Here is a 16,773-nt window from a genome sequence, read left to right as displayed (position 1 = left end):
GGTTGGTTGGGCGTATGGGAAGGTTAGTCTTATTGGGAGTTAGCTGCGCGCCTGACATTCGACAGCCTGACAATCGGCAGCAACGACGCAAGCGCACCGCGTCTGGCGAGATACAGCGTGAGATGAACGAAATACAGCGTCATGAATGCAACGTATTTCACCGGGCTCGGATCGATCACGCGATAGCGCTTCACGCCGACATAGAGCCGCGCGGCCTCGCAATGCAACTGGTAGCGCGAGAGCTGGCGCGTCCCTTGTGGCGCATTGTCGATTACGCCGGCGCCGGGCAGCGTGTCGCGGGCGCGCAGCGCCGGCACCAGCTCGATCGAATAGCCGCGCTTGAGCGCCCGCAACGACAGTTCCGCATCTTCGACGCCGAAGAAGATGTTTTCATCCCAGCCCTCCTCTCTAAAGAGCGCCAGTGGAAACACCGCAGCGTGAATGTTGACGCACTGAGGTTCGTCCGAGGCCATGAAATAGCCGGCGAACGACAACCGTACGGAATGACACCCGTCATGTTCCGTGCCGCTCGACGAGCCGCCCGTCAGGATCGCGGTATGACAGCGCTCTGCCGGTAACGCGGCCAGATGATCACGCGCGACCGCAAAGAAGTCGTGAGCGATCTGCACGTCGTCGTCGACAAACGATACGTACTCGCACAGGGGCTCGTCCGTGAGGCAAAAGCGCACCGCGTTGTTGCGGTTCGCGCACACGCCTCGACGCGGACCTGGTAGCCAGACGACCCCGGGATGCCGCGCGACAACAGCCCGATTCGCCTCGCGCGTCGCCGCCTCCGGCGAGTCGTCGCTGACGACGATGCAAGTCGCAGGCGGCACGCAAAGCGCGAGATTCGCGAGGCAGCTAGCGAGCGTGTCCGCGCGATTCATCGTCGTGATGCATACCGCGAAGCCGACCGCTCGCTCGTCGGGACCTGAAGCGCGCGCCGCGGCTTTTATATCCACGGGGGAGCCGCTGAAGTTCGGCATGGTCGTCATCGTGCCGCACCATCCGGCGACACGACACGCTCAGTGCCGGCCAACGCGTGCCGGCCCGGCCGAGCTGCTTCGAGTGCATTCACGTAGATCGACAGATACGCATCGCACACCTGTTGCACATGGAAGCTTTCGAGGTTGTGCCGCGCCCGGGCGACCAGCGTCGCATGCGCGCTCTGGTCGGTCAGCAGCAGACCGATCGCGTCCGCCAACGCTTCGGGACACGCCGGCGGCACCAGCAGGCCGGCTTCGCCGTCGTCGAGCATTTCGGGGTTGCCGTCGACGCTGGTCGCCACGATGGCGCAACCCGCCTCACGCGCCTCGCACAGCACCAACCCGCCGGGCTCCTTGTGCGAGGCGAGGACGAACACGTCGGCTTCGGCCAGATGCGCACGAGGATTGGCAACGAAGCCCGTAAAGTGCGCGCGCCCGGCAAGGCCCAGCTCCGCGGCGAGCGCCTCCATTGCCGGCCGGTCCGGGCCGTCGCCGACGAGATACAACGCAGCCGATGGGAAACGCTCGTGCAAACGCGCAAAGGCCCGCAACAGATCCTGAATGCCCTTGCGCTCGTACATCCCGGCCACGGTGACGATACTCGGCCGCGCAAGACGCGGCGAGGCGGGCAACGGCAGGTCCGCAAAACGCGGCGTGCCGATGGTGCCGTTGCGCACCACCGAGAGACGTTCGTGCGACACGCCGCGCAACGCCATCGACGCCCCGACCGCCTTGCTGACGGCCACCACCCGGTCGCCGAAGCGCATCAGCGAGGCGCTCTTCTGGAACTCGTTGTGTACGGTCGTCACCACGACATAGCGCCGCCGCATGGCGCCGAAGCGCGCGATCAGCGCACCGGTCATCATGTGCGCGTGCACGACATCGGGATCGCACCGTTTGAGCAGACGGTTGAAACCCAGCAACATGGCCGGCAGGCGCGACAGTTGACGCGATTGCGGCAACAGCACATGTCGTACACCGTGCTGCGCGAGCAACGCCTCGAAGCCGCCGCCCGACGACGCGACCGTCACCTCGTGACCGGCACGCGCCTGCATGCAGGCCAGATCGACCATCATATTGACGATGCCGTTGCCGACGTTCTGCGCATGATTCGCGAGATGGACGATTTTCATGGATGGCCTGCGCGAGGTCAGTGAGAGTGAAGAGAATCCGCGAGGGACGAGCGGGCGGCAGGCGTGAAGCGATACATCAACGCCTTGCCATGCCAGTCTTCCTCGACGAACACCAGGTATTCGCCGCTCGCGAGCCGGTGCGCCGTCACGGGCATCGACACGTCCACCGTGCCGCTTGCCTCGCCCACCTCCGGCCCCGGCTTGAGACGCCCGAGATCCTGCCCGGTGGCGCGGTCGTAGACACGCACAAAGCCGGTATGGGTTTCGACAGCGAAGATGTAGTCGCCCTCGACGACAAAACCATTCAACGAAAGCGGCTGCGGCGGTCCCTGATCCGGCAACGCGATCACATAGCGCAGCACGGGCTTGCCGCTCTTCCAGTGATCGAAGCGGGCGAGGGTCGAGCCGGTTCCATTCCAGTTGTACTCGACGAATGGATGCTCGGGCGTCGCCCCTGAGAGGAACATCGTGTCGTCGGCGGGGAAGTAATTTAGTCGTGCGATGCGGTTGAAGATCGAAGGCATCGCATAAGTCTGCGTCTTTGCGTAGCGGTAGACCGGGTTGCCGGTGGCATCGAAACCCTGCAGCGGGAAGCGCCGGATACCCTGGGTCTCGGTGCCTTGCCAGATGTCCGCACGGCTGTCGACCCACCATCCGGTCAGGGGCGGCGCATCGCCGCCGTCAGGCTTCTGATCGAAGTCGCGCGGCTCGAACTTGCCGCGCCCAGCGGTGTCGCGCCAGATCCACTCGCCCTGCGCCGGCTGGTTCGGCGGCCAGGCGCCCTTGATATGCGACTGGGCGAACAAGCCTGCTGGAATCGCCGTTTCCCGATCCGCAGCAAAGCGGTAGATGCGCAAATACGTGGACGTCATGTCGATCGTATAGAGCAAACGCCTGCCGTCGACATCGCGCACCAGCGGCATGCCGCGCTGACCCTGCTTGAGATTGAAGAACGGATCGTATGGGTAACGGAAGCGGTCGGCGGTATAGCCGGCGTACGCCCACTCCTGCCCCGGCGAGCGCGTCAGATCGAGCGTGAACCGCTTTGTGCCGCTATAGACCGAAGGCGGATCGCCCGCGGCGAATTCGGCGCCGTCCACGAACAGCAGCGATTGCAGGCTGAAACGCCGCTTGCCGTCGGGCGTATAGCTTTCGATCAGCGTGCCGTCGCAATTGCACGGCCCCGAGTCGAAACCGCGCGGCCCGGCGCCGTTCATCGATACGTAGATATTGCCCTTCTGGTCGATGCCGACGCCGGTCAGTCCGTTAAAGCGCAGCGCGCCGGGCGCGCCTGACCGCCCGGCATAGATGCCGCCCGACTCGCCCAAGGTAGCGGACAACTGCATCGAAGCGTCCTCAAGAGTCGCGTGAACGGGCTTCGCCACATCGTTCGCGGATCGCCCCGGCGAAGCGGCAAAGATCAAAACCTGCTGACGTGGTCCGTTATCGGCAATCAGCAGGCGGCCATGCGCGTCGAGCGCCAGGTCGACCGGTACGGTGCCGGGCGGCAAGGCCAGCTCATCCAGCAACGCACCATTACGCGCATGATGCGTAACACGCCGCGTGCCGTCTGTGCGGATGCGCTCAATGATCCAGAGTGAGCCATCGGGAGCGATGGCGATCTTGCCCGGCGCCTGCACCGGGAAGCTTCCGACCGGCTGCATCGAGCGGGCATCGAAGATTTCGACACGGTTGTCGTGCAGATTCGATACGAACAGGCGCGTGGCGTCCGCCGCGAGCCCCCTGATCGCGTAGTCATCGGGGCTCGAGGTCTGTACGATCAGACGAAATGCGAGTGGATTGCCTGGCCAGTACTGCTCGCCTTCGAAGGACACGCTCCGGCGAAAATCCGCCCGGCTGCGCCGCGACACCCCGTACCAGGTCACGCCTTCAGGCGGCAGGTGCTTCTCAGCGGCCATTTCATTGCCGACACTGCCGACGATCTGGGCGACGAACACATAGTCGTCGTTGACGGCAATCGCGTCGCCGCCCAGCATGCCCCAGCCGTGCGATTGCCCCGCGTACCCGATCAACTGCCCATCACGATAGTGGCCGATCTCACCGCCACCCTCATCCCACGGCGCATTGGTGTACACATCGCCTTGCGGGGTGACGGCCAGCGCCTGCACGTCGATCTGCACCCAGCGCTCGTTCGCATAACCCCACGTATTGCCGATCCACGAGGTGCGATAGGACAACCCCGGTTGGGCAGCCACCGGCTGCTGTCCAGCAAACGCGTCGGAGACGAAAGCGCCGGGAGCAGCGGCAGCCGGCGATGCTTGCGCCTCTCCGGGCGAACCTACCGACACCCCACCCGCATCCAGCCCGGCGTAAAAAGCGAGCACGGGCAACGACAGCGCAAGCACGCAGACAATCCGCTCGAAGGTGCGCCGCGAATTGCTTCGCATGGCCGCGCAGTGCCGTCAGTACGCGTCTATCGCTTCGCGATAGACGCGTGCGACCTGTGCCGCTACGACAGGTTGCGCGAAATGCTGACGCGCGTAGTTGCGGCAGGCCTGCGGCCCCGGCAACACGCGCGTGCCCAGCAGGGCGTCCGCGATGCCGCTGCCCAGCGCGTCGTATCCGGTGGACGACACCACCAGATCGGGCGAAAGCGGCGCGACTGCCTCCGGCAAGCCGCCCACCGGCGTCACCAGCACCGGTGTGCCGGCGGCGAGCGATTCGATCGTCGTGAGCCCGAAGCCTTCGAGCGCCACGCTCGGCACCACCGTCACGTCCGCCGAGGCATACCAGAGCGGTAAATCGGCGTCGGGCACGAACCCGGCAAGACGCACATGGGACTCGAGTCCGCGCGCGGCGATGCGGGCCTGCAACTGCGGCTCGAGCGGCCCCTTGCCGGCGATCGTCAGCAATGCGTCCGGCACGGCCTGCTTGACGAGGAACATCGCATCGATCAGGTCCTCCAGACCCATGCGCGTCACGAGGCGCCGCACGCAGAACAGCAACGGCCGGTCCAACGGCAAGCCGAGGCGCTGGCGTGCCTGACGGCGGGTCACCCCGATATCGAAGCGGTCCACGTCGACGCAGCCCGGCACCACGCGGATGTTTTCCTCGCGCACCCCATATGCGGTTCGCAGAATGCGCCCAAAGGCATGCGAGAGCACAATGTGCCGCGTGCCGCCGCGATAGACCATGCGTTCGAGCAGATGACGCGTGGCGCGCGAGAACCGGCCACGCCCTTCCGCGCCCGACTCGGAGGCCCAGGGGCCGTGAAAATGGACGACCCGGGGCACACCGCGAAAGACCCCGACGGTGGGCGCCGCGTAGAGCGCGAAATGCGTGGCGACCACGTCCGGCACACGGGCACGCCTGAGCTTGCCGGACTGCACGCGCACTTGCCAAAGGCGCGAGCCGAGCCCCGCATGCGCTTCGGCGAACGGCTGGACCCGCCCGCCGGAGGCGTCGAGCACGCGAGGCGTGCCCGCCACCAGGCCGCGCACGCTCACGCCCTGCGCCGGGAGGGACTCGATCAGCGCCATGAACATGCGATCGAGGCCACCGGGCCGTTCGTCGAACCAGTGCATGCCGATCTGCAGCGAATCGATCGGTGTGCTCATGATTCCGCCGAGACCACTGCACGCGTCGCGGCAGCAGTGCTGAGCGCACGCCTTGCGGCGAGCCGTTCGTAAAGCGACAAATAGCGGCTTGCCATTGTCTGCCAGCCGAAATTTCCAGCGAGCTCACGCGCGGCCTGCCCCATCTGTCGCGCATGAGCGGGATCGGCGGCGAGGCGCATGATCGCCTCCGCCAGAGCGTCGGCGTCGTCAGGCTGTTCGAGCACGACGCCGCAGTCGCCGTCGATCACTTCCGCGCCGCCGGCCGTACGCACCGTAACGACCGGCAGAGCCGCCGCCAGCGCTTCGAGCAGGACCAGACTCATCGCTTCATAGCGCGACGGAAAGACGAAAGCGTCGACCGAACGCATCAGTGCGGGCATGTCCTTGACCAGATCGGTGAAATGCACGCGCTGCGCCAGGCCGAGCGATTCGGCCAACGCGGGATACGGGCTGTTACGCAGAATCCCGGCGACCACCAGATGCACATGTTCAGGCGTTGCTGCGAGCGCGTGCAGCACCGTATCGAGGTTCTTGCGCGACACGCGCAGATCGCCGGCGAAAAGCAGCATGAACGGCGCCTGCGGCAGGCCGAAACGCTCGCGCTGCGACTCGCCGGGCGAAAACTCGTCGATATCGACCCCGTTGTGGATCACCTGCAGCCTCGCGGCGTCGATGCCGAGCGCGCGCACCTCGGCGCCGACTTTCTCCGACACCGGCACGACGACCTCGGCGCGGCGCAAAGCCCACCTCTCGCACCACGTATTGAGCCGCGTGTAGATGACCTGATAGGCGTGGTACGGACCGCCGAAAAAGCGAAATGGATAGAAGCCGCAGCGATACCAGCCGTCGTGGACGAAGTGCACCGCATTCACGTCGGCGCGGGCCCATGCGATGAACCCGTTCACATGAATCACATCGAACGCTTCGCGATGCGCGCGGATCCACGCGCCGCTGCGCCAGGCGAACACCTGATATTTGAGCAGACGCGTCGGCAAGCGGCTCACCCCGATCATTTCGAAGCGGGCTCGCGGATGGCCGGCCAGCTCCGGCGCGGCCTGTGACGCGAGCAGCGTCACTTCATGCCCCGCCGCGAGCGCCGCGCGGGCAATCTCGTAGTTGACGCGACCCTGGCCGTCGTTCTTCGTGACGACGTGCGTCACGATCAGGATGCGCAATACCTTGCCGCCCATCACGGCTCCTCGCGCCGCGCGGCTGTGCGCGGCACCGCGATGCGGCCCTCGCGCGAATAGCGCAGGGCGATAACCGGCATCGTTACACCGACGAAAAAGAACATACCAGGCAGTCCGATCAAAGTATTGACGAATACCATCGTGGCGAACATGGCGAGCGCCACGCCCACACCTGAAATCGCGAAGCGATCCTTGCTGCGCAGGCGGCTCGCGCGCCAGGCCCGCCAAAGCAGCATCGCGATGCCCGTCGTGTACAGCAGCGTGCCCGGCCACCCCATCACGTAGGGCACTTCCATCAGCCCGCTGTCGAATACGACGGCCAGTTGCGTCGTATCGTCGGCCGACAGCTTGGTCCCCTGGCCGGTCGTGCCGAGACCTTGTCCGGCGATGTCCGTCAACGCCACGGACATGAATTGCTTGTAGAACTCGGCGCGTACCTGATAACTGTTGTCCTGGCTGATGTTCTGGATGGTGTCGAACCGCTGCATGAAGTTTTCTGAAATCTGGTCGACCATCGCCAGCGGCGCACACAGCATCCCGAAGGCCAGCACGCCACCGATCAGCCTTAGCCGGCTGCGGCCATCCAGCATCGCCAGCGGATAAACGAGGCCGATCACCAGACCACCCCACGCACTGCGCACCGCGGTAAACATCAGTGCCGGGATCGCCACCAGACCCGTCGCGACGCGCATCTTCGCCCGCGTGGCGAGCGACATCAGCAACAGCGACATGATCGTCACCGCGAACGGGCCGGAAGAATTCATCGTGCTGCTCACGCGCATCCCGAACGGCACGGGATGCCCTTCGGATTCCATCTGCGAGGCGATCAGCCAGAATGCGTCCCACGGCGGCGGCGATAGATACTGGATCACGCCATACACGCCCATGAGAAAGCCGCCATAGACAAAGGTCTTGAGCAAGACCCGGTGATAAGCCGGATATTCCCGCCACGTCACGACCAGTTGAAACGCCACCAGCACGGGAAACAGCCAGTTGACGAGGGTGAAGGCCGCGGCGGCAGGCCCGACTTGCGCCATGCCGACCACGAACGAATAGAACAGCGCGAGTACGATCAGCACGAGCGGCACCGCCCTGCGCTGGCCCAGTGCGCGGAAATTCGTGAACAGCGCGAATCCCGACAGCGCCACCGCCAGCAAAGGCGCCACCATCACCGGGCTTTTCGGATTGAACGAGCCGTTGACGAAGTCCGCCAGGCGCCGGACCTCGGGAGACAGGAAAAACAGCCAGCAGATAAAGCCCAGGTAATGGGCGGGCGAGCGCCGGAAGTACCAGAGCGCAATCAGAAACGACCCGAGCGGATAGAAAATTTCGATCAGACGCCCCTGGTGCACCAGCACCAGCAGGAGCGTCACGGCGAACAACGCGAGCGGCGGCAGCGTGGGCCGCCGCAAGGTGGCGCCCCGCGTGCGCCTGCCGGCAGCCTCAGCGCTTGCGGCCGGGCGCCCGACGGGCGGCGCCGGCGGCTCATCCCGCGATAGCCGCGTGGCGCGAAACATCGTAGTGAGCGCACTCGTCATCACAGCAATTCGAACGTATTGACGAGTGCAAGGCCGTTGCGTTCCCGGCGCTGGCTGCCGGCCAATGGCTTGCTGCCATAGGGCGGACGCGTCAAGCCGATAAACGGCACCCCGTGTTCGAGAAACGGCCCCTCGGTCTTGCGAAAACCAAACTGCTCATAGAAGCCGCGTAGTTCGAGCGGCGCCGCTACCCGCACGGCCCTTCCCGGCCAGCGCTCCAGGCTTGCCTGCAGCACCCGCTCGATCAGCATCCCGGCCGTGCCGTCGCCGCGCCGCGCCGGGCTCGTCAGCACCTTGTCGAGCACCACCTCCGGATCTTCGGCATCGCCCGGCTGCATCCGTGCGTAGGCCTGGATCGGCATGGGCCGCGACATGTCTTCGACCGCAAAGACGTGCAATGCCGCTTCGTCGCGTCCGTCGGCGTCGAGATAGACATGCGACTGTTCGACGATAAACACCGCACTGCGTGCCCGCAGGATCAGGTACATCTCGCGCGCCGTCAGTTGCTCGAATTCCAGCGTTTTCCAGTTCATCAGAACTCCCAGCGTTCATTTGGCGGGCAAGGTCCATCCGGGTTTGCCCGCTGCCATGACCACACGTTACCGTCCGCATCCCTTGTATTTCCGTGCGGCATCGCACTGACGACGGTGCATCGCAATTCGTCTAATACGTTCAGGCAGAGCGGGGTTCGCCCGCCAGGCTCGTGCAAAGGCAATGGCAGCAACAACGTAACGGGGCTCAGGGGTTCAAGAAATAATCCGCGAGGAGGCGGTTCTCAATGAAAACAGCATTACGACGCATTCTTTCCGAATCGGCCCGTCTCGACGTGCCGCCCGATACCCTCGCAGACGACGCGGACCTCTATGCAGCGGGTCTGTCGTCGCTGGCGACCGTACATCTGATGCTCGCCATCGAAGACGAATTCGGCATTGAGATTCCGGACCGCATGCTCACGCGCCGGCTCTTTTCGAGCATCGATTCGCTGGCCGCGGCGGTTACCGAATTGCAACAGGCGAAGGCGCCAGCATGAACGCGCCCCTGCTGCATGACGCGGTCACGCCCGACAGCGTGCGGGACATGGAGGCTTCGGCGCCTGCCCAGCTCGCCGCGGTCGACCCCGAGCCAGGCTGGCGCGCAGCCGCGCAGCGCGCCGCTGTCATCGCCGCACAATACGCGGATGCGGTCGACCGCGATGCGCGCTTCCCCACTGAAGCATTCGACGCGTTGCGACGCGAGCGGCTGCTCTCGGCCATGGTGCCCACCGAGTTCGGCGGCGCCGGCCTGTCGCTCGCCGAAATCGGCGCGATCTGCGAAATTCTGGCGCACGGCTGCGCATCGACGGCGATGGTGTATGCGATGCACCAGATCCAGGTGGCCTGCATCGAGGAACACGGCAGCGGCTCGGCGTGGCATCGCGCGCTGCTCGGCAAGCTGGTCGAACATCAATGGCTGCTGGCTTCAGCCACCTCCGAGGAAACCATCGGCGGCAACATGCGCACCAGCGCCTGTTCGGTCGAACTCGAGGGAGAACGTTTGCGCATCGAAAAACTCGCGCCGACCATCTCCTACGGCGCGCACGCCGACGGCATTCTGGTCACCGCCCGCCGCACCGCGGAATCCGCCGCGGCCGATCAGGTGCTGATCGTCGCGCTGCGCGACGAGACACTACTGGAAAAACGCGGCGGCTGGGATTCGATGGGCATGCGCGGCACCTGCAGCGAAGGCTTCCGGCTGGTCGCCACGGGTCTCGCCGAACAGATCCTGCCAACCCCCTTCGCCGATATCGCCGACCAGACCATGTTGCCGGTCTCGCACACGCTGTGGGCGTCGGTATGGACCGGCATCGCCAGCGACGCGGTCAATCGCGCCAAAGCCTTCTTCCGCACCCAGGCGCGCTCGAAGCCGGGCTCGATTCCACCGGCCGGGTTGCGCCTCGCCGAGGCAGTCGGGTTGCTGCAGATGATGCAGGCGCGTCTGTCCGTCGCGCTCGAAACCGCGCGTCTTGCCCATCAGGCGAAACATGGCGCCTGCCAGGCCGATGCGCCGCTCGCCGCCATGCTCGGCTTCGCCTCCGACATGAACACCCTGAAAACCAGCATCTCCAGCACCGCGCTGCAGGTGGTGCAGGAAGTGCTGATGATCTGCGGCATGGCGGGCTACAAGAACGGCACGGAATACAGCGTCGGGCGCCACCTGCGGGACCTGCATTCGGCGCCGCTGATGATCAATAACGACCGGATCGCGCAGAACACCGCCAGCCTGCTGCTCGCGCAGCGTCCGGCCACACCGGGAAGGGCCTGAGATGAACACGATGACCGATACCGCTGCGCTTGCCGCCGCCACCGCCGAGCCCGGCGCGGGCGCCGCCGGCTTTCGCGATGAACTGCTCGCGCATGGCATCCTGATCGATACCGGTGAAAACGGCCTGTATGGCCGCAGCCAGGTCTTCGAAGACGTCGTGGAGCGGCTGAATGTGGCCATCACGCACCTTGGCGCGGACCAGCAGCCGGAAGTGCTGCGCTTTCCGCCGGCGATGCGGCGCACCGACTTCGAGGACAGCGAATATCTGAAGAGCTTTCCGAACCTGGCGGGCACGATCCATTCGTTCTGCGGCAACGACATGGGCCATCAGCGCCTGCTGCGCGCCCTCGACGACGCCATGGCGGAAAGCGACGACGCGCGCAGCGAAGAATGGATGGCGCAGCAAAAGCCCACGCGCCTCGTGCTCACGCCGGCGGCGTGCTATCCGATCTATCCGGTGATGGCTCGGCGCGGGCCGCTGCCGGGCGAAGGGCGCACCATCGACGTGCTGTCGTATTGCTTCCGCCACGAGCCCTCGCTCGATCCGGCGCGCATGCAGATGTTCCGCCAGCGCGAATATGTGCGGCTCGGCACGGCCGAACAGGTGATGGCGTTCCGCCAGATGTGGATCGAACGCGGCTCGGCGCTGGTCACGCTGCTGAACCTGCCGGTCGAGGTGGATCTCGCCAACGATCCGTTCTTCGGACGCGGCGGCAAGATCGTCGCCGATAGCCAGCGGGCCCAGGCGCTCAAGTTCGAACTGCTGATTCCGGTGGCCAACCCCGACGGCAAGACCGCTTGCCTGTCGTTCAACTACCACATGGATCACTTCGGAGCGATCTGGAAAATTGCCTGCGAAGACGGTTCGGTCGCGCACACGGGGTGCGTCGGCTTCGGCATGGAGCGGATTACGCTGGCCCTCTTCCGCCACCACGGTTTCGACGTCAACAGCTGGCCCGACCAGGTGCGCGCCGTATTGTGGGGCGATACGAAGGCGCGCATCGCCCACGCACTGGGGAGAGACAGCGCATGACTCCATTGACCTCGAGCCTCCTGAGCGGTATGCCTGGCGCCTGCCACTCGCCCTCCAGCGGCCCTGCCCCGCTGCGCAAGCACGACTCCCACCTGCTGCATCAGGGCGACAGGGTCTGGCAGGAGACCAATTGCTATGTCGATCTGTGGATCGAACTGCTGCATGGCTTCGGGCTGGATCCGCGCGCCGCGTTCGGCTTCACGGTGACGCAGGACTTCGAGGGCGATCAGTTCACCTTCTTCAAGTTTCCGCTCGAGGATCTCGACCGGCTCTACGGCACCCAGGTCCAGGAGCTGGCGATCTACGACTCGCTCGAAGATCGCGTGCTGGCCCAGACGCTGCGCGGCCATACCGTGCTGGTCGAGGTGGACGGCTACTATCTGCCGAACACGCGGGCCACCTCGTACCGCCGCGAACATCCGAAGACGACCGTCGGCATCGACTTCATCGATCCGGCGGCGCGCCGTCTCGGCTATTTCCACAACACCGGCTACCACGTCCTCGACGGCGAGGATTACGACGGCGTGTTCCGCAAGCTGCCTCAGTTCGCGCAGCAACCGGACCTGCTGTTTCCGTACGTGGAGTTCGCCAAGCAGGCGCGCCCGGCGCTGGAAGGCATGGCGCTCGCGGAAGCGTCCGCCGAACTGCTGTGCGAGCATCTGCGGCGCAGGCCGTTGCACAATCCGCTCTCGCAATGGCGGGCAGCCTTCCCGGCGCATCTGGAGATGCTGCTCGAGCGAGGCGAAGCCTTCTTTCATCCGTACTCGTTCAATCTGATGCGGCAACTCGGCGCCAACTTCGAGTTCCTCTCGAAGTATCTGTTGTGGCTGACGACGCAGGGCTTCGACATTCCCGCTTCGATTCCGGGCGCCGCGCAAACCATTGCCTCGGAGGCCATGGTGATGCAGTTTCGGCTCGTGCGGGCCATTACGCGCAAGCGCCGCGATCTGTGCGACGACTGCTTCGACGTGCTGGAAAGCGCTTATGAGAAGACGTTGCCGCCGCTCGCCGGACTTGCGCTATGACGCGGCCGCGCGCGAGGAGTTGCCGTGCGAGCCGTGCCTCCCGATCTGCCTGAACTCGCGCTGAGTGCAGCGCCGGCGCCAGTTGCTCAGCCGGCGCCTGACACGCCCTGCGAGAGCGTTGCGCAGGACGTGTGGCCACGCCGGCTCGAGTATGGCTGGGAATGCCTGAGCACCGCAGCCGGTGCCTGCACATCACCGGCCGCGTTACCGGCCGAAGGCTGGCTGGCCGCCCAGGTGCCGGGCACGGTGGCGGGCGCCCTGCGGGCCGCCGGCCGGCTTGACGCCGGCCAGCCGGCGGCGCTCGCGTTCGACGATCACTGGTATCGCGTGACGCTGTGCGGCCACGGCCCGCAGCGCCTGCGCCTGCACGGCCTTGCGACCCTCGCCGAAGTCTGGCTCGACGGCCGCAAGCTGCTCGAATCGGACTCGATGTTCGTCTCGCACGACCTCGATATCACGCTCGCCGGCAGCGCCACGCTCGCGCTTTGCTTCCGTTCGTTGACGCCGGCGCTCGCGGCGCGCCGCACGCGGGCCCGCTGGCGGCCACGCCTCGTCTCGCCCGCCACCTTGCGCAACGTGCGCACCACGCTGCTCGGCCACATGCCGGGCTGGTGCCCGCCGTTGCAAGCCGTGGGCCCGTGGCGGCCGGTCGAACTGCTGGCGGACACCGCCGATGCGTTCGATACGGTCGATCTGCAGACCCGCGTCGAGCACGGCGACGGTGTGGTGTCCCTGACCCTGCGCTTCGTCCATCCGCATGACGATGCGCCACCCGCCTGGCTCAATGGTGGCGGCACCCGTGCGCCGCTGCAGTGGCTCGATGCCCACACGCTGACCGGCAGCCTGCGGGTGCCGCAAGTCGAGCTATGGTGGCCGCACACGCATGGCGCGCCGACCTTGCACGCGCTCTCGCTGCAACTGCGCAGCGAGAGCGCTCCCGCTCATGCGCTCGGCAGTGTCGGCTTTCGCGTACTCGAAGTGGATCACGGCGCCGACGGTGCAGGCTTCTCGCTGCGCATCAACGGCATGCCGGTGTTCTGCCGTGGGGCCTGCTGGACCAGCGCCGACCTCGCGACCCTCACCGGCACCACGGACCAGCTTGCCGCGGCATTCGAACTGGCCATTGCGGCGGGCATGAACATGCTGCGCGTCGGTGGCACGATGGTGTACGAATCGGATGCCTTCTACGCGCTCGCGGACCGTTACGGCGTGCTCATCTGGCAGGATTTCGCCTTTGCGAATTTCGACTACCCGACCGACGACGCGTTCACAGCCTCCGTGGCCACGGAGGCCAGCCAGTTCCTCGCCCGCACGCGCCGCTTTGCGTCGCTCGCGGTGCTCTGCGGCGGCAGCGAAATCGATCAGCAAGCGGCGATGTTCGGCCTGCCGCCTTCGATGCGCACGCAACCGCTTTTTACGGAACAGTTGCCCGGCATCGTCCAGCGCGAGCGGCCCGACGTGCCCTATGTGGCCCACTCGCCGTCCGGCGGCACCCTGCCGTTCGCCACGCGCAGCGGCGTCACCCACTATTACGGGGTAGGCGCCTATCAGCGCCCTCTGGAGGACGTACGGCGCGCCGAGGTGCGCTTTGCAGCCGAGTGCCTCGCCTTCGCCAATGTGCCGGACGAGGCCACCCTGCACGAGGCGCTCGGCACCCTCAACGTCCACGATCCACGCTGGAAGGCCGCCGTGCCGCGCGACCCCGGCGCGGGCTGGGACTTCGACGACGTGCGCGACCACTATCTTCAGACCTTGTATGGCGTCGATCCTGCGCGCCTGCGTTACGAGGACCCGCAGCGCTACCTCGATCTGTCGCGCGCGGTCGTCGCCGAGGTGATGAGCGAGGTGTTCGCCGAATGGCGCCGCGGCGGCTCGTCGTGCGGCGGCGCGCTGGTCTGGCAGTTTCAGGATCTGCGGCCCGGTGCCGGCTGGGGCCTCGTCGACGCACTCGGACGGCCGAAGAGCGCATGGCATGCGCTTGCGCAAACGCTGCAGCCGGCGCAGCTCGTCATCACGGACGAGGGTTTGAACGGGCTCGACCTGCACCTGATCAACGAGAGCGCGCAACGCCTCTCACTGCAACTCGAACTCGTCTGCCTGCGCGACGGCGCCGTCAAGGTCGCGGCCGCCAGTCGCGCCGTCGAGCTTGCACCGCGGCACACCCAGACGCTCAACGCGGCCGATTGCCTGGGCCAGTTTTTCGATTTCACCCACGCCTACCGGTTCGGCCCGCGTGCCCACGACGTCACGATCGCCACGTTACGCGACGCGGCAAGCGGGCAGATCCACGCTGAAGCGTTTCATCTGCCGCAGCGCCACGTGCACGAACGCCACGATCTCGGCCTCACGGTCACACCCGAAGCGACGGCCGACGGCTGGCAGCTTGTCATCGAGGCGCAACGTTTTGCGCGCTTCGTCCACATCGTCGACGCGCATTACCGCGCAGCGCACGACTGGTTTCATCTCGCACCGAACCGGGCGCGAATCGTCAAATTGATTCCGCTGTCACCCACGCCTGCCCGCATAGCGGTTAACGCGAACGAAACACAACGCGCGCCCAGCGGCGAAGTGCGCGCGATCAATGCCAGCAGTGCGGTCTTCTACAACTGATTCCCCGCGTTTCTATCTGCCGTCGCTTCGCAAGGCGCATAGCGCCTTGCGATAGCCCGTATCAATGGGCCGGTATGCGTTCGCTATAGAGAGTCCACCGGCTGGTTTTATCCCAACAAAAAACCGGTCCGTACGTCAGCGCACGCAAGAGGCAAGACACATCTGAATCAAAATCGACACATCTTGGACGGCATGGTCAAACGCGCAGGCAAAGGGTGTCTCACACTTGAACAAGGGCCGTGGCAATCCACTCAAAACCAATAAAATTCCATATTATCAATACGTTACAAGAGGTTTAAAACCCCGGACACAGGTTCGGACGGGAAGTTGGCCTGGTACAAAATTGAAACAAAATCTCACGTTTTGCCTCATGACGCACTACCGGCCGCTTCGTTGCGGCGCACCAGGGCTCGTTTTCCCTTAGTTGGCACGCTCCTCGCTAAAGAGAGGACGCAGCACAAAGCGTGAGCGCACACAAATTAACAACCGCGTCTGCGCGAGAGGCCATACGGGGCCGGCACTGTCCATCCATCGCCGCTAGCCAGGCGGCAGTTCTCCTAAGGATGCAGCGACCGGATCAAAACAAGGGAGTCGCGTAACGCGCGGCTTCGCACGAGGACCGATCATGTTGACCCTTCAATCCGATCTGCACGGTAATCACCTGCTGGGCGCTCTACCGTCGCACGAGTGGCAGGCGCTAGCTCCCCACCTCGAACTGGTCCATTTGCGCAACGAGCAGTTGTTATGCGATTCCGGACAGCGCATCCATCACGTCTATTTTCCGACCACGGCGATCATCTCGATGCTCTCGACGATGGAAGACGGCGGCTCGGTCGAAATCGCCGCGGTCGGACGCGAGGGCATGACCGGAGTACCGGTGCTGACGGGCGGCGAAACGATGCCGAACCGCTTGCAGGTGCAATGCGCCGGGTTCGCCTATCGCATGAGCGCCCAATCGCTGAAGCAGCACTTCGCCCGCTCCGATTTCCTGCGCCGCCTGATGCTGCTCTATATGCACGCGCTGCTCACCCAGGTCGCGCAGACGGCCGCCTGCAACCGTCATCATTCGTTGAACAAGCAACTGTGCCGCTGGCTGCTGATCGAAGTGGACCGCGTTGCCTCCAACGAGCTGACCGTCACGCAGCAACTGATCGCGGACATGCTGGGGGTGCGCCGCGAGGGCATCACCGAAGCCGCGGGCAAGCTGCATAGCGAAGGGCTCATCCACCACAGCCGCGGCCATATCAAGGTACTCGATCGCAAGGGACTCGAATCGCGCGCTTGCGAATGCTACGGCCTCGTGAAGCGTGAATTCGACCGCTTGCTGCCGCGCCTGCACCAGGTCGAAACGGTCAGTTGAAGGAACCCAAAACGATAAG

At 65.3% G+C, this 16,773-nt stretch carries 13 protein-coding genes; 6 read left to right on the top strand and 7 right to left on the bottom strand.

The features are described from left to right. Window positions 1–29 precede the first annotated feature (29 nt). Genes AC1ECK_RS30570 through AC1ECK_RS30540 form a run of 7 tightly spaced genes read right to left on the bottom strand, consistent with a single transcriptional unit; the run spans window position 30 to window position 8,958 of the window. Window positions 30–995: a glycosyltransferase family 2 protein gene (locus AC1ECK_RS30570; protein WP_480325961.1), complete on the bottom strand. Its 966-nt coding sequence runs from the start codon at window positions 993–995 to the stop codon at window positions 30–32. After that, the gene (locus AC1ECK_RS30565) at window positions 992–2,119 is read right to left on the bottom strand and encodes a glycosyltransferase family 4 protein (RefSeq protein ID WP_480325959.1); all 1,128 of its coding nucleotides are present in this window, start codon (window positions 2,117–2,119) and stop codon (window positions 992–994) included. The genes AC1ECK_RS30570 and AC1ECK_RS30565 overlap by 4 nt, the downstream gene beginning before the upstream one ends. Before the next feature lie 17 nt (window positions 2,120–2,136). Continuing rightward, window positions 2,137–4,527: an NHL repeat-containing protein gene (locus tag AC1ECK_RS30560; RefSeq protein WP_480325957.1), complete on the bottom strand. Its 2,391-nt coding sequence runs from the start codon at window positions 4,525–4,527 to the stop codon at window positions 2,137–2,139. A gap of 15 nt (window positions 4,528–4,542) precedes the next feature. Beyond that, a complete protein-coding gene (locus tag AC1ECK_RS30555) occupies window positions 4,543–5,697 on the bottom strand; it encodes a glycosyltransferase family 4 protein (protein ID WP_480325955.1) in 1,155 nt (384 codons plus the stop codon). Further along, entirely contained in the window at window positions 5,694–6,872 is a 1,179-nt protein-coding gene (locus tag AC1ECK_RS30550; protein ID WP_480326042.1) for a glycosyltransferase family 4 protein, read from the bottom strand. Before AC1ECK_RS30550 ends, AC1ECK_RS30555 begins: the two co-directional genes overlap by 4 nt. 14 nt (window positions 6,873–6,886) lie before the next feature. Further along, window positions 6,887–8,425 (bottom strand): hypothetical protein, encoded by a 1,539-nt coding sequence (locus AC1ECK_RS30545; protein ID WP_480325953.1) that lies wholly within the window; start codon window positions 8,423–8,425, stop codon window positions 6,887–6,889. After that, on the bottom strand, window positions 8,425–8,958 hold the full coding sequence (locus tag AC1ECK_RS30540; protein WP_480325951.1) for a GNAT family N-acetyltransferase: 534 nt from the start codon (window positions 8,956–8,958) through the stop codon (window positions 8,425–8,427). The genes AC1ECK_RS30545 and AC1ECK_RS30540 overlap by 1 nt, the downstream gene beginning before the upstream one ends. Before the next feature lie 245 nt (window positions 8,959–9,203). Between AC1ECK_RS30540 and AC1ECK_RS30535 the strand changes: the two genes are divergently transcribed. The 6 genes from AC1ECK_RS30535 (at window position 9,204) to AC1ECK_RS30510 (ending at window position 16,754) form a co-directional block, all read left to right on the top strand. Continuing rightward, window positions 9,204–9,455 (top strand): acyl carrier protein, encoded by a 252-nt coding sequence (locus AC1ECK_RS30535; RefSeq protein ID WP_480325949.1) that lies wholly within the window; start codon window positions 9,204–9,206, stop codon window positions 9,453–9,455. After that, the gene (locus tag AC1ECK_RS30530) at window positions 9,452–10,726 is read left to right on the top strand and encodes an acyl-CoA dehydrogenase family protein (protein WP_480325947.1); all 1,275 of its coding nucleotides are present in this window, start codon (window positions 9,452–9,454) and stop codon (window positions 10,724–10,726) included. Before AC1ECK_RS30535 ends, AC1ECK_RS30530 begins: the two co-directional genes overlap by 4 nt. Before the next feature lies 1 nt (window position 10,727). Further along, entirely contained in the window at window positions 10,728–11,759 is a 1,032-nt protein-coding gene (locus AC1ECK_RS30525; RefSeq protein WP_480325945.1) for an amino acid--[acyl-carrier-protein] ligase, read from the top strand. A gap of 29 nt (window positions 11,760–11,788) precedes the next feature. Further along, a complete protein-coding gene (locus AC1ECK_RS30520) occupies window positions 11,789–12,784 on the top strand; it encodes a DUF1839 family protein (protein ID WP_480326041.1) in 996 nt (331 codons plus the stop codon). Between the two features lie 24 nt (window positions 12,785–12,808). Then, window positions 12,809–15,394: a glycosyl hydrolase 2 galactose-binding domain-containing protein gene (locus AC1ECK_RS30515; RefSeq protein WP_480325943.1), complete on the top strand. Its 2,586-nt coding sequence runs from the start codon at window positions 12,809–12,811 to the stop codon at window positions 15,392–15,394. Between the two features lie 625 nt (window positions 15,395–16,019). Further along, window positions 16,020–16,754 carry a Crp/Fnr family transcriptional regulator gene (locus tag AC1ECK_RS30510; protein WP_480325941.1) on the top strand — a complete coding sequence of 245 codons (735 nt, stop codon included), beginning with the start codon at window positions 16,020–16,022 and terminating at the stop codon, window positions 16,752–16,754. The last annotated feature ends 19 nt before the right edge of the window (window positions 16,755–16,773 follow it).

It is taken from the genome of Paraburkholderia sp. SSBN10T (assembly GCF_056619545.1).
This window is presented reverse-complemented; position numbering and strand designations above follow the sequence as displayed.